Origin of the sequence: Acetobacteroides hydrogenigenes, from assembly GCF_004340205.1 — a bacterium.
In the GTDB taxonomy this organism is placed as follows: domain Bacteria; phylum Bacteroidota; class Bacteroidia; order Bacteroidales; family ZOR0009; genus Acetobacteroides; species Acetobacteroides hydrogenigenes.
In genome coordinates this window covers 191,533-204,383 of sequence record NZ_SLWB01000004.1, presented here as the reverse complement: position 1 = coordinate 204,383, position 12,851 = coordinate 191,533, and the positions used below count along the sequence as shown (strand labels likewise).

The window sequence follows — 12,851 nt, the reverse complement described above, 5'->3', positions numbered from 1 at the left end:
GAATGTCGAAATAAAAAGCAAAACCCGCGTCCCAGTTACGGTGGCGCGGGTTTTATGTAGTTGTAGTCAAAAAAAATCTACACTAGCGGAGTGCCGGTCATCTCGGCAGGCGCAGGGATGTCCATCAGCTTAAGGATGGTTGGGGCGATGTCGGCCAGCTTACCGTTCTTCACGCTCTTGATATCCTTGTCGATTACGATGAATGGAACAGGGTTCAACGAGTGTGCGGTGTTTGGCGAGCCATCCTCGTTAACGGCGTTGTCGGCGTTACCGTGGTCGGCCGTAATAAGTACGGTGTAGCCGTTGGCAACTGCTGCTTCTACGGTTTCCTTCACGCACTGGTCAACAGCCTTAATAGCCTTGGTGATGGCGGTTGTATCGCCGGTGTGGCCCACCATATCGCCGTTGGCGTAGTTAAGGGCAACAAAGTCAACCTCGCCCTTGTTGAGCTCGGCCACGATGGCATCCTTAACGCCGAAGGCGCTCATCTCGGGCTGAAGGTCGTAGGTGGCAACCTTTGGAGATGGAATAAGGATACGGCTCTCGTTTTCGAACTCCTTCTCGCGTCCGCCGCTGAAGAAGAAGGTAACGTGCGCGTACTTTTCGGTTTCGGCAATACGGATCTGCTTCTTGCCCGCCTTAGCAACCACTTCGCCAAGGGTGTTGGTTACGTTATCCTTGTCGAATAGGATGTGCATTCCCTCGAAGGTGGCATCGTAGGGGGTCATGGTGCAGTAGTGAAGAGGGATAGTCTTCATGCCTGCCTCTGGCATATCCTTTTGGGTAAGAACAATGGTAAGCTCCTTAGCGCGGTCGTTACGGAAGTTGAAGAAGATAACCACGTCGCCTTCCTGAATGGTGGCTACAGGCTTTCCGGCAGCATCAACCTTAACTGCTGGCTTGATGAACTCGTCGGTAACGCCAGCATCGTACGACTGCTGAACGGCCTCTACCATGTTGGTGGTGGGCGTTCCGGTGCCGTGTACCATTAGGTCGTACGACTCCTTAACGCGCTCCCAGCGCTTGTCGCGGTCCATTGCGTAGTAGCGACCAATCATGGTAGCCAGTGCTCCGGTGTTCTTGGCGATGTGAGCCTCTAGTGCCTCGATAAAGCCCTTTCCGCTCTTTGGGTCGGTGTCTCTACCGTCCATAAAGGCGTGTACAAAGGTTTTGTCGATGCCGTATTCTTTAGATATTTCGATTAGCTTGAAAAGGTGGTCCATCGAGCTGTGAACGCCACCGTCCGAAACCAAGCCCATAAGGTGAATCTGCTTGCCGTTTTCCTTGGCGTAGCTGTAGGCCTTAACGATTTCGGGGTTTTGAAGGATGCTGTTGTCGCGGCAGGCGATGTTGATCTTTACCAAATCCTGGTAAACCACGCGTCCTGCACCGATGTTGAGGTGACCTACCTCCGAGTTGCCCATTTGTCCTTCAGGCAATCCAACGTCTTCGCCGCTGGTGCGTAGTTCGGCGTTAGGGTACTTAGCCTCTAGGCTGTTCATGAACTCGGGTTGGGCGTTGAAGATGGCGTCTGCCTTGTCGTGCTTTCCATGACCCCAGCCATCGAGGATCATCAAGAGAACTTTCTTTCCCATGTGCGTATGTAAGTTTCTGTAATGTAATTCGCGCAATCGCGCAAATTTAGCCACAAAATTCGATTATTGATGTTGAGAAACAGCATCGCATTGCTAAGGTTGACGCTGTTTTAGTTTAATAAGGTTAAATGGGATGGCCGTAAACGAAAAGAACGGCAGCAGTGGATTGCAACCGTTCTTACTATAAAAAAACGTTGTTTTACAGGGTATAACCTAAAAGTGGAAATACTTAAGCTTCCATCGCAGCTGTAGCTTGCGTACTAGGTTTAGCGGTTTGCGCTTAAGCTTGCCGTAGTGGTTTTCCAAGAACCAGTCTATTGCATCAAGTACCCGTTCCGACGATTTGCCGTCGCGGTAAGGGTTTAAAATATCGGAGTTTTTTCTGATGCTTCTGAGCAATTCTTCAGAAGGGCTCAGCGCCTTTTCGATGGATTGCTCCAGTAGTGCAGGGTCGTCGATGTCGATCAGGTAGTCGCCAGGATGGGTATTCTTAAACGTTACAACAGGCTTATTCTGCATCTGAAACTCGATGATAATGGACGAGCTGTCGCAAATCATAACATCGGCTCTTTTTAGTAGCGGAATGTTGTTGTCGCCTTCGTAAAAAATGACGTTGTCGTATTGGGCTAGCTGCTTATACTTCTCAACGGTTTCCCTATCCATTTTTGGGTGAAAGGTGATGAGCCAATCCCATTCTCGAGAAGTAATGAGCCTCTTTATTTCGTCGTACAGGTATGGCGTTGATGTGATCCCCTTTGTAAACGTAGAGGTGTACAGGATGCATGGGCGGCTACTTGGCTTAAGCACCACCTCTTCATTTGGATAATCCTTGAAGAGCGCATCTATTTTAGGCCAACCTGTTTCGTAAGCCTTAAAGTGGCCTTTAAGGTTGGATAGCCGCTCGAATTCTGGTGTCGTATTCTCTCCTTGCGTGCAGTACAAGTCGAAGAGACCTCGGATGTTGAAGTGATCGTTGTAGCTTGGGCTAATGCGCTTATGAATATTGAAACCATGAAACAGTTGAACCTTGATGCCCGGGAAAAAATCGTAGACCTTATTGTCCACAACCAGTACAGCCATTGGATTGTAGTCCATTACCTCAGCAACGGAGCGCAGCCTTCGCTCATCATTTTTTAGGTAGTGGGCATATGGCTCTTCTACAAACCATGCTACCTCGCAGTTTTCTCGTTGCCTTATGGCATCCTGTACTGGACGTAAAACAGGAAACGCATAGGGTAGCGAAACAAAAAGCAGGTACTTCTTAGGTTGGGTATTTTTTTCAATCATATTAAGAGTGCTCTAAAAGGATTGTTTTATGTTAGTGCGATTAAAAACATAAAATTAGCGCTATATAATATGTTTCTCTATTACTATGTTGATGTTTTTTTTGATTTACTGCAATTTCTTTACATTTTTGCCATCCGATAGTTTACAGGTAGAATGCTGCATCGATATCTATGCAAAATTGGTACGGCTATTGCTGGGTTTGGCTGTTGTTTTATGACGATGTGTTAAAATTAGCGAGCGTTTGATGGGTGTTGTGGCTTACAAAATGGTTTTTAATCTATAGCGATGTATAAGGTTAAGGTAACTTCAGGATACGGTAATAGAGATCGGATACTTCGACAGACTCCAGGAGGCAAGGGAATTTCTTCGTGTGGGAAGTACCAGTTTTTTGTTGATGACGATACTACTGATGTCGATTTTTGGGTGGTCAGAAATAAGACTGTCAAATCGAAAACAACATGTAAAATAGCCCAAGAGAATACTATTCTTATAGTGTCGGAGCCTAAGAATGTTGTAAACTATCCGAAAAGATACCGCGATCAATTTGGGCTAGTGCTTTCTTGTCAAGAAGAGCTAGAACACGCAAATGTCGAGTATACGCCTGCAATACTTCCATGGTATGTTGGAAAGCAATCTCAGCAGGGCGCGTATTTACCAACCTACGATCAGCTGAAAGAAAGTCCTTTCCCTGAAAAAACTAAGTTGATCTCGGTAATAACGAGTAATAAGGCGTTTACTCAGGGGCATCAAGATAGAATTGATTTTGTAGAAAAGCTGAAAGCCCATTACGGCGATAAGCTGGATGTATTTGGGCGTGGAATCAACGGTTTTGAAGATAAATGGGACGTGCTGGCACCATACAAGTACCATATAGCCATAGAGAATTCGGCCTCTAAGTTCTATTGGACGGAGAAAATTTCCGATTGCTACCTAACCGGAACTTTTCCAATATACTTTGGCTGTAAAAACTTAAAGGACTACTTCCCCGAAAATGCTTACAAGGAAATTGATATTTACAATTTTGAGGAAGCCGTTGCCATTATTGATGGGGTAATTAACAACGAAACCTTTGAGAAGAGTCAAGGAGAGCTGGAGCATTGCAAAAAAATGGTGCTGGATGACTACAATTTCATAAACCAGATTACGGCCTATTGCGATAAGCTCGATCCTAACCGACCTAAAAGTTTGGTAACGCTCAAGCCGTCTATTACGGTGTTAGATTGGCATAACTTTTATCTCTATTTTATAGAACGAAATCTATTGGTGGCCAAAAGGTTCTTCAAATTGCTATTTCGTAAAAAGTCAATACTGAAGCCCTCCTGATGATTTGCATCGATGCCGCATATTTTTGCTTATATAGGTGTCGCGGTTAGCAGTACCAATAGCGCTAGTCTTCTTTTCAATAGCCTTATGGCTTTGCTAGAATTTAACTAGGTTACACTTAATTCGTAATATTTTAAATGCCACTATTTACCGTCGTAACAGTTTCCTATAATTGTGTTGAAACAATAGAAAAGACCATTTTAAGCGTTATATCTCAGAATTGCACCAACTATGAGTATATTATAATTGATGGCGGCTCTACCGATGGAACTGTTGATATTATAAAGAAATATCAAGAACAGCTTGCTTACTGGTGTTCGGAGAAAGATGGTGGCATATACAATGCGATGAATAAAGGATGTGGGAAGGCTAGCGGGTTATGGATAAACTTCTTGAATAGTGGAGATACGTTTGCCGATAGTCAAGTACTTTCCTCAGTTGAAAGGGAGATTGTAAACACCCCAAGTGCCGATGTTGTCTATGGCAATATTTATATTGAGAGGAATGGTCAACTAGCGGTTCGACAGGCTGAAAATCCATGTAATAAGCAAAGAATGTACTTTTGCCATCAGAGTTCTTTTGTTAAAACAGAGCTGTTGAGGCTGCTGCCGTTTAATGAAAAGTATAAAATGTCAGCAGACTTTTCCTTCTTTAAGCACCTTTACTACCTGAATAAGGGTTTCCATAAAATTGACAAGGCATTGGTAGTTTACGATCTTCGAGGTATTTCTAATACGCAAAGAATTGCAGGTTTAAAAGAAAATATTGCAATCATAAAAGAACAAGATACCATGCCTAAGAAAGTGGGATTCTTAATGCGCTTGTATTTTGTCGTTTTATGGAATACGCTAAGAAATAAATCCTAGCGCATTCTTTTTTTTAGAGTTTTTACTGGAGCGTTTTCCTGTAGGTTGCCAAAACCTGCTTTGCGTAGTTTTCGTGCGAAAAGTTGTTTATGGCGTATTGATATCCCTCTTGTTTCATACGAGTTGCAAGTTGATCGTCAGAGAGTAATCTTTCTATAGCAACGCTTAGCTCTTTCGGGTTAGAGGGGTTTACGTAAAGCGTGTTAGGCCCTCCTGCTTCTGGAAGCGACGAGGTGTTCGAAGCTATCACAGGCGCTTGGCAAAGGAGTGCTTCCACAATAGGCAATCCAAACCCTTCGTAGAAAGATGGAAATATTAGCCCTTTGCTTTTTTGGTAAAGCGATTGCAGATCCCGGTTGTCGTTTAAGTCGCAAATCCAGATGAAATACTTCTCTAGTTTATGTTTGGCAATCTGCTCCAACACTTCTTTTTTGTAGCAGTTGTTCCCGCGGCCAATAATTAAAATAGGAATCCTAAGATCGGAAGGAAGAGTGCTATAAACTTCAACAACAAGCTTTAAGTTTTTGTTAGGTTCTGCGCTGCCCACAAACATAAAGTAGTCAAAATCAATTCCTAGTTTTTTTAGAACGTTTATATTGTCTTCTTCTCCTCTTGGATTGTAAAAAAGGGAATTGCAGGGCTGGTAGATAACGTCGATCTTATTTGGATTTATCCCATAGAATCGAACGATGTCATTTTTTGTATTCTCGCTTATGGCAACAATCCTATCCGCATGCTTGCAGCTATGCCTATACTTTATGTTGTAGAGGTTTCTATCTATGAAAGAATGAGCGTTTGTATTTGCCCTGAATATTAAATCGTGCATGGTAACAACGCTCTTTATCGATGTTTTGTGCAAGTTAATCGGAATTTCATGGCTCAGTCCATGATAGATTTCAATCCCATCTTTTCGAAGTTGATCGACAATTGAAAAGGATCTCCAATAAGAGTGAAATGAAGAGGTAGGTAAGTGTAAAGCATACCGGTAGGGGTCAAGAAAATCTTGAGTTTGCTCAATCCTATTAATTCTGGGAGTGTAGAGGTGGTACTCATTTTCTGGAAAATGCTTGTTTAAGCTGTTTAGAAGTGTCCTACTGTAATTTCCAAGCCCTCTAAGATTGCAAAATAGACGTTTTGCGTCAAAGCCAATTCTCATGTTGATTAGTAATAATAAGTCCCTGTTAACCTTAGTAATGATAGATCACGCGTCGTCAAAGATAGTATTAATAAAGGGTTTCTTTTGGAGACGCATTCTTTTACGTCCTTTTTCAATTTTTTTATGTGTTGTTTGGACAAGTTGTTAACTTTAATAAGCCTATTTTTGGCGCAAAACCAGCGTGCCATGAGAAAGATTCTAACTGCCTTGTTTTTGCTAGCACTTTATTCTCCGATTGTTGCAAATTCTCAGTGGCCTGATTTGTTGAATACGGCAAAGGATGCTGATTACCTAAGCGCACAGGAGCGTGCCGTTATTTTTGAGATGAATAAGGCACGCAGTAATCCCAAGCGCTATGCTCTCGAGGTTATCCTTCCCATGAAAAAGCGTTTTACCGATCCTGAGAATTCTCGCATTTACTACAACTCCGACAGCATGCGGATAATGACCCAGGAGGGAACCGCCGCCATCGACGAATGCGTAAAGGAGATGATGGGGACTGCTCCTATGGGGATGCTTTTACCATCGAAGGGGATGAGCCGTGCAGCCCTAGATCATACCAAGGATCAATCGCGAACTGGGAAAACAGGCCACACGGGCAAGGATGGTTCTACTCCTTGGAAGCGTATGGAGCGTTACGGGCGATGGCTGGTAACCTGTGGCGAGAATATCGACTACGGAAATAAGGACGCCCAAGCCATTGTGGTTAGCCTTTTGGTGGACGATGGCGTACCTTCAAGGGGGCATAGACGCAGCATTCTTAACGGAGCTTTTAAGGTGGCAGGTGTTGCCATTGGCACTCATCCAAAGTATAGGGATATGTGCACCATTAACTTTGCTGGTGGGTACGAGGAGAAGAAGTAGTGGCACAAAAGAAGAAGTTAAGCGGAAATAGACGGAAGTTATACTGTAGTTAAACGGAAGAAGAATAAAGAAGTCAAAGAAGTCAAAGAAGTAGCGTCAAGACACAAGACACAAGAAGCAAGACGAACGCATTGCGATAACGAACTGCTAGCATCTAACATCTAAAGTCTAAAATCTAACATCTATTATAAATGATCCAATTCGAAAACCTCTCGGTTAGCTACGGCGACGAGCGGGTGATATCGAACCTTTCATTCATCGCTAGGAAGGGTGATAAGGTTGCCCTGTCGGGTCCTTCGGGAAGCGGCAAGTCGAGCATCCTTAACCTGCTTATGGGCTTTGTTTATCCCTTTACCGGAAATGTTACCGTAAACGGAGCCGTCCTCAACGAGCAAAACATTAACGCCATACGCCAGCAAATATCGTGGCTTCCGCAGGAGCTGTCGCTTAAGATAGATACGGTAGAGGAACTGTTCTACTATCCTTTTACCTTTAAGGCTAACCGCCACCTGAAACCGTCATCAGCAGAGGTAAAGAAGCTGTTCGACGAACTATTGCTAGACGTATCTCTGCTAAAGAAGTCGCTGAGCGAAATCTCGGGAGGGCAGAAGCAGCGGGTAGCTCTGGCATCGGTGCTCCTTCTGAAAAAGGAAATCCTACTGCTCGACGAGCCCACCTCGGCGCTCGATGCCGAGTCGCGCACCGCCATAATCAACCTTATAAAAAGGCTCGATGGGGTAACGGTAATAGCCTCTTCGCACGACGAGGAGTGGCTGGCCGCAATGGATACGGTTATCAACCTAAAAGCGTAGAGTATGGGAGTTCAAGATATTTCGTGGATCGACTTGGGGGTGGGATACCTCCTTATTATCATTCCGCTACTGGCATTTCGCTACTACCAAACGGGGCTGGTGCGCAGCACCCTTATCGCCATTGCACGGATGACCGTTCAGCTGCTGATGGTGGGGGCTTACCTTGGAGTCATCTTTAAGTGGAACAACGCCTGGATAAATATTCTATGGGTGGTTGCGATGGTGGTTATTGCTGCCTTTACGATTGTTAAGCGCAGCGAGCTAAGCCGTAAGCTATTCCTCATCCCGGTGCTTATTGCCATTGCCGTAAGCGTGCTGCTGGTCGATCTGTACTTTTTAGGCGTGGTGGTTCGGCTCGATTTCCTTTTTGATGCCCGCTACTTTATCCCAATAACCGGGATGCTCATCGGCAACTGCCTCTCCAACGATATTGTGGCGCTGAACACCTACTACCACAGCCTTACGCGCGAGCAAACGCTCTACCGCTTTGCGCTGGCCAACGGGGCCACAAGGGGCGAGGCGCTGGGCGGTTTCATGCGCGATGCCCTGAAGAAGTCGCTCAACCCAACCATAGCCACTACGGCGGTGGTGGGGCTTATCTCCCTTCCGGGGATGATGACCGGTCAGATACTCGGCGGCTCGGATCCTATGGTGGCCATCAAGTACCAGATCATGATTATGATTACAATTATGGTGTCGACGCTGCTGACGGTTATCCTATCCATCCTCATCTGCAACCGCTTTGTGTTCGATGGGTTTGGGATGATGAAGAAGAAGTAGGAGTTAGAGGGAGTTATTTCAGAAGTTAAATGAAGTTACAGGAAGATTGCAGAGCGTATAGTATGCACCCCCTCATATTTCTTTAACTTCGTCTAACTTCATCTTATTCTTTTAACTTCTATTCCTTAGGAAAATTCGGCGAGTAGAGCAGAGGCTTGGTACGAATCTGCAGCTTGCCATCCTTCACAAACGACTCTCCACGCTCCTTGAGGTGCTCTACCATGCGTTCGCGCCACATGGCCAGCTGCTTTTGGTGTGCAGGCTTACCGGAAAGGTTGTTGCACTCGTAGGGGTCTTTCTTTAGGTCGAAGAGCTGCTCGTGGCCATCGAAGAACCAGATGTACTTCGTCTTTCCATCGGTTAGGGCTGCCCAGTAGTTAGCCGCCTCGTAGGTTGTCGTATGCTCTAAATCGATGTACTTGCGCCATGGCGCTTTTTTGCTGCGAATGGGGTTTAGTAGCGAAACGCCATCCATCTCGGAGGGAATTGGCGCTCCGGCAGCATCAAGGAAGGTGGGGAGTACGTCGCGCAGCTCCACCGGAATATCCATCTTGCTCCCCGGCTTTACGGTTGCCTTCATCCCCTTGGGATACTTTACCAGGAATGGAATGTGTGCCGATCCCTCGTAGGCGTAGGTCTTGCGCCAGTGGTAGTGGTCGCCCATCATATCGCCATGGTCGGAGGTAAAGATGATAATGGAGTTATCGTACATCCCCTTATCCTTTAGGGCTTGAATTACCTGTCCAATCTGCTCATCAATAAACGTAACCGAGGCGTAGTAGTGGCGGCGCGAGTTGATGGCGTACGCATCGCCGAGGTCGGCAAAGGCGGCATCGGCAGGACCTGTTCTACCCTTGAAAAGGGTATCCCATCCACAGGTTGCTGGTGCCGGAATCTTTGCGTTGGCATACATGTCCAAAAATCTCTTGGGTGGATCGTATGGGCTATGCGGACGGGCAAACGATACCTTTATGAATAGAGGCTTGTCGCTAGGTGTTTTTTTAATTTCCTCGATGGCGGTTTGGCCTGTCCAATAGGTAGGATGGATATTCTCGGGCAGGGCGTAAACGCCTGCCGCATGATCGTTCCAGCCAATACCTGTAGCATCAGGATTTAGCGTTGGGGCCTGCTCCGCAAACCACTTGCGGTAGTCGCTTTGGAATCCCTGCGATTCTACGCGGCCCGACTCGTCGAGCAGGAGCACCTCGAATCCGCGTGGGTTGCGCTGCGGATGCCAGTGCATCTTGCCCACGCCAACGGTGTGGTATCCGGCATTAAGCAGCAGCTGGGGCATCTCGTTGGGGTAGCGTACGGCTTGCTGTCCGTATCCCAGCATGCCGTGCCTCCAGGGCGATTGTCCCGTTAGCAGCCCTGCGCGTGCAGGTGTCGAGCTGGGGGTCGATGAGTAGGCGTTGCAGAAGCGTACGCCATCTTTCGCTAGCGCATCAAGGTTTGGGGTGATGACCACCGGATTGGCATAGCCAACGGCATCGAAGCGCTGCTGGTCGGTCATTATAAGGATGATGTTGGGCTTTTGCGCCTTCTGCTTGTGCTGGCACAGCGCCGGAAACGATGCTGAACATAGGGTGAGCAGCGTTGCCCCTCCCGTTGTGATGGTGTTTAAACGCATAGTAGTAAAAGTGGCCTCCTTGGCTTTAGCCATAGAGAATGTTTAGAAGTAGGGGTAAAGGTATAAAAAAGTGAGATGACGTCGACCTTGGATATTCTGCCTTCACAGGCTGTGAGGCGGAAATCGGAGGGTCGAATATGCTTCTCACAAGCCGTGAGACGGAGATCGGAGGGGCGAATCAGCCACATCTAATTTAGATTTTTAAGATCGGAGGGTCGAATGGGGTAAATCTAATTTAGGATTGGCAGATTGGAGGGTCAAATCAGCCAGATCTAATTTAGATATTTATAATCGGAGGGTCGAATGGGATAAATCTAATTTAGGATTGGCAGATTGGAGGGTCGAATCCGCCAAATCTAATTTAGATTTTCATGGAGGGAGGGTCGAATGCGCCCTTTCTAAATTAGGGAAACGGGTGCCGCTATCGCTTTACCCGTTTTATCTGGTCGTAGTGGATGATATCGACTCCTTTAATATCGAGGTTGAGGTAGTGGATCATGGCGGCGGCCACCTCTGAGGCCTTTACGGCGCGGTACTTGCGCATCTTACGCCCCCAAAGGAACAGGTTGGTAAGCGGCGCCAGCTTGCGGCCAATGCTTTCGGCTATGCGAACCTCCTTGCGATCGCCCAGCAGCAGCGACGGGCGAAGGATGACGGTGCGCTTAAACGCTTCGCTAATGATGGCCTCCTCCATCTTCCCCTTCATCTTTAGGTAGAAGTTGCCCGACTTGCGGTGCGACCCAACCGACGACACTGCGGCGATGCTCTTTACTCCGTTCTTGCGGGCAAATTTGGCGATCTTTTTGGGGATGGTGTAGTCCACAAAACGGAAGGCCTCTTGGGTCTGCGCCTTCTTGATGGTGGTTCCGATGCAGATGAAAAGGTCGTCGCCAAAGAGGAACTCGGCGGCCGTTTTAGGTGCCGACAGGTCGTTTTCGACGTAGGAGATCTTCGGGCTTTCGACGGATGGCTTGCTTCGCCCTATGGCAACAATTTCGCTGTACCTGCTATCGGCAACCAGCTGTTCTAAAAGCGATGTTCCAACAAGGCCCGTGCCCCCAATTACAATTGCGATTTTCCCTTCCATACGTCTGCTACGGCTGTTTTTCGGCTCTATATTACTACTCCAGAAATGGGAAGTAAAGATAGGCAACCTGCGCGAAATGGCGGTTTCGAACGGGAACGGGGCGATTAATAAACGTTAAATAGATGGTTTTAAGGATTGATAGAGGTTGAGGGTTTCCGGTTTGCGGTTTCAATTGTATCTTTGCTAGGCAATTCAAAAATACGACAACCGATGACCAACTCTTCGAGGTACGACCAACGTGGCGTATCCGCATCCAAGGAAGATGTGCATAGCGCCATCAAAAATCTCGACAAGGGCCTATTCCCAAAAGCTTTTTGTAAGGTAGTTCCCGATATTCTTACCGGCGATCCAGAGTACTGCGTGGTGATGCACGCCGACGGTGCCGGAACCAAATCGTCGCTGGCCTACATGTACTGGAAGGAGACGGGCGACCTTTCGGTTTGGCGTGGGATTGCGCAGGATGCCATTGTAATGAACATCGACGACCTGCTTTGCGTGGGCGTAACCGATAATATTCTACTCTCGAGCACCATTGGCCGTAACAAGCAGCTGGTACCGGGCGAGGTAATTGCCGCCATCATCAACGGAACCGAGGATTTCCTTCAGGAGCTGCGTAAGGTTGGGGTTGATATCCTTCTTACCGGTGGCGAAACGGCAGATGTGGGCGACCTTGTTCGTACTATTATTGTTGATAGCACCGTAACTGCCCGCATTAAGCGTAGCGACATCATCAGCAACGATAATATTCGCCCTGGCGATGTGGTTGTTGGATTGGAGTCGTACGGACAGGCAACCTACGAGAGCGAGTACAACGGCGGTATGGGCAGCAACGGCCTAACCTCAGCCCGTCACGACGTGTTTGCCCACGATCTTGCTGCTAAGTATCCAGAGAGCTACGACTCTGCAATACCAGAAAATCTTGTTTACTCAGGAAAATATAACCTTACCGATGTTGATCCCGAAACTGGTGTGACCATGGGTAAGCTGGTGCTATCGCCAACCCGTACCTACGCCCCTGTAGTTAAGACGGTGCTCGATAAGATGCGTGCTGATGTTCACGGAATGGTTCACTGCTCGGGTGGCGCACAAACCAAGGTGCTCCACTTTGTAGACGACGTGCACGTAATTAAGGACAACCTATTCCCAATTCCTCCGCTCTTCCGTTACATCAAGGAGTGCTCGGGAACCGAGTGGAAGGAGATGTACAAGGTGTACAACATGGGCCACCGTATGGAGTTCTACGTTGCACCAGAGCATGCGCAGGCAGTTATTGAAATTAGCGAATCGTTTGGCATCAAGGCTCAGGTGATCGGTCGCGTTGAGGCATCGCCCGAAGGCGCCAAGGTTACCGTTCGCAGCGAAGCTGGCGAATTTGTTTACGAAAAATAGTGGTAGAGACGCGATTCATCGCGTCTTGATGAAAATAAAATAAGTAGCGCCAAGGCATTGCC

General features: G+C 47.2%; 11 protein-coding genes. 6 read left to right on the top strand and 5 right to left on the bottom strand.

The features are described 5' to 3' along the window. Positions 1–77: 77 nt before the first annotated feature. Both gpmI and CLV25_RS06285 read right to left on the bottom strand, forming a co-directional pair. Positions 78–1,595 (bottom strand): 2,3-bisphosphoglycerate-independent phosphoglycerate mutase, encoded by a 1,518-nt coding sequence (gene gpmI, locus CLV25_RS06290; RefSeq protein WP_131838783.1) that lies wholly within the window; start codon positions 1,593–1,595, stop codon positions 78–80. Between the two features lie 213 nt (positions 1,596–1,808). Then, positions 1,809–2,882 carry a CDP-glycerol glycerophosphotransferase family protein gene (locus CLV25_RS06285; RefSeq protein ID WP_131838782.1) on the bottom strand — a complete coding sequence of 358 codons (1,074 nt, stop codon included), beginning with the start codon at positions 2,880–2,882 and terminating at the stop codon, positions 1,809–1,811. Positions 2,883–3,167: 285 nt separating this feature from the next. Between CLV25_RS06285 and CLV25_RS06280 the strand changes: the two genes are divergently transcribed. Then, positions 3,168–4,205, top strand: a complete 1,038-nt coding sequence (locus CLV25_RS06280) for a glycosyltransferase family 10 domain-containing protein (protein ID WP_131838781.1) — start codon at positions 3,168–3,170, stop codon at positions 4,203–4,205. 137 nt (positions 4,206–4,342) lie between these two features. Beyond that, positions 4,343–5,071: a glycosyltransferase family 2 protein gene (locus CLV25_RS06275; protein ID WP_131838780.1), complete on the top strand. Its 729-nt coding sequence runs from the start codon at positions 4,343–4,345 to the stop codon at positions 5,069–5,071. Between the two features lie 22 nt (positions 5,072–5,093). On the opposite strand, the gene CLV25_RS06270 is transcribed toward CLV25_RS06275, so the two are convergent. Continuing rightward, positions 5,094–6,227 (bottom strand): glycosyltransferase family 4 protein, encoded by a 1,134-nt coding sequence (locus CLV25_RS06270; RefSeq protein WP_131838779.1) that lies wholly within the window; start codon positions 6,225–6,227, stop codon positions 5,094–5,096. A gap of 186 nt (positions 6,228–6,413) precedes the next feature. Here CLV25_RS06270 and CLV25_RS06265 point away from each other — a divergent pair, with 186 nt between their 5' ends. The 3 genes from CLV25_RS06265 to CLV25_RS06255 all read left to right on the top strand — a co-directional run bounded on the left by CLV25_RS06265 (position 6,414) and on the right by CLV25_RS06255 (position 8,683). Further along, positions 6,414–7,091 (top strand): CAP domain-containing protein, encoded by a 678-nt coding sequence (locus CLV25_RS06265; protein WP_165877011.1) that lies wholly within the window; start codon positions 6,414–6,416, stop codon positions 7,089–7,091. A 191-nt stretch (positions 7,092–7,282) separates the two neighbouring features. Then, positions 7,283–7,903 (top strand): ATP-binding cassette domain-containing protein, encoded by a 621-nt coding sequence (locus CLV25_RS06260; RefSeq protein ID WP_131838777.1) that lies wholly within the window; start codon positions 7,283–7,285, stop codon positions 7,901–7,903. Positions 7,904–7,906: 3 nt separating this feature from the next. Then, positions 7,907–8,683 carry an ABC transporter permease gene (locus CLV25_RS06255; RefSeq protein WP_131838776.1) on the top strand — a complete coding sequence of 259 codons (777 nt, stop codon included), beginning with the start codon at positions 7,907–7,909 and terminating at the stop codon, positions 8,681–8,683. Between the two features lie 118 nt (positions 8,684–8,801). Here the strand turns inward: CLV25_RS06255 and CLV25_RS06250 are convergent, their stop codons facing one another. Together CLV25_RS06250 and CLV25_RS06245 are read right to left on the bottom strand one after the other, a co-directional pair. Next, positions 8,802–10,346, bottom strand: coding sequence for an arylsulfatase (locus CLV25_RS06250; RefSeq protein WP_243649602.1), 1,545 nt, complete (start codon positions 10,344–10,346; stop codon positions 8,802–8,804). A gap of 388 nt (positions 10,347–10,734) precedes the next feature. After that, positions 10,735–11,400, bottom strand: coding sequence for an NAD(P)H-binding protein (locus CLV25_RS06245; RefSeq protein WP_131838775.1), 666 nt, complete (start codon positions 11,398–11,400; stop codon positions 10,735–10,737). Between the two features lie 210 nt (positions 11,401–11,610). On the opposite strand from CLV25_RS06245, the gene CLV25_RS06240 reads away from it, so the two are divergent. Next, positions 11,611–12,789, top strand: coding sequence for an AIR synthase related protein (locus CLV25_RS06240; RefSeq protein ID WP_131838774.1), 1,179 nt, complete (start codon positions 11,611–11,613; stop codon positions 12,787–12,789). The last annotated feature ends 62 nt before the right edge of the window (positions 12,790–12,851 follow it).

Excerpts from the sequence above, each read along its gene's own strand:
- gpmI (WP_131838783.1), bottom strand. The coding sequence starts at position 1,595 with ATGGGAAAGAAAGTTCTCTTGATGATCCTCGATGGCTGGGGTCATGGA.
- CLV25_RS06285 (WP_131838782.1), bottom strand. The coding sequence starts at position 2,882 with ATGATTGAAAAAAATACCCAACCTAAGAAGTACCTGCTTTTTGTTTCG.
- CLV25_RS06280 (WP_131838781.1), top strand. The coding sequence starts at position 3,168 with ATGTATAAGGTTAAGGTAACTTCAGGATACGGTAATAGAGATCGGATA.
- CLV25_RS06275 (WP_131838780.1), top strand. The coding sequence starts at position 4,343 with ATGCCACTATTTACCGTCGTAACAGTTTCCTATAATTGTGTTGAAACA.
- CLV25_RS06270 (WP_131838779.1), bottom strand. The coding sequence starts at position 6,227 with ATGAGAATTGGCTTTGACGCAAAACGTCTATTTTGCAATCTTAGAGGG.
- CLV25_RS06265 (WP_165877011.1), top strand. The coding sequence starts at position 6,414 with ATGAGAAAGATTCTAACTGCCTTGTTTTTGCTAGCACTTTATTCTCCG.
- CLV25_RS06260 (WP_131838777.1), top strand. The coding sequence starts at position 7,283 with ATGATCCAATTCGAAAACCTCTCGGTTAGCTACGGCGACGAGCGGGTG.
- CLV25_RS06255 (WP_131838776.1), top strand. The coding sequence starts at position 7,907 with ATGGGAGTTCAAGATATTTCGTGGATCGACTTGGGGGTGGGATACCTC.
- CLV25_RS06250 (WP_243649602.1), bottom strand. The coding sequence starts at position 10,346 with ATGGCTAAAGCCAAGGAGGCCACTTTTACTACTATGCGTTTAAACACC.
- CLV25_RS06245 (WP_131838775.1), bottom strand. The coding sequence starts at position 11,400 with ATGGAAGGGAAAATCGCAATTGTAATTGGGGGCACGGGCCTTGTTGGA.
- CLV25_RS06240 (WP_131838774.1), top strand. The coding sequence starts at position 11,611 with ATGACCAACTCTTCGAGGTACGACCAACGTGGCGTATCCGCATCCAAG.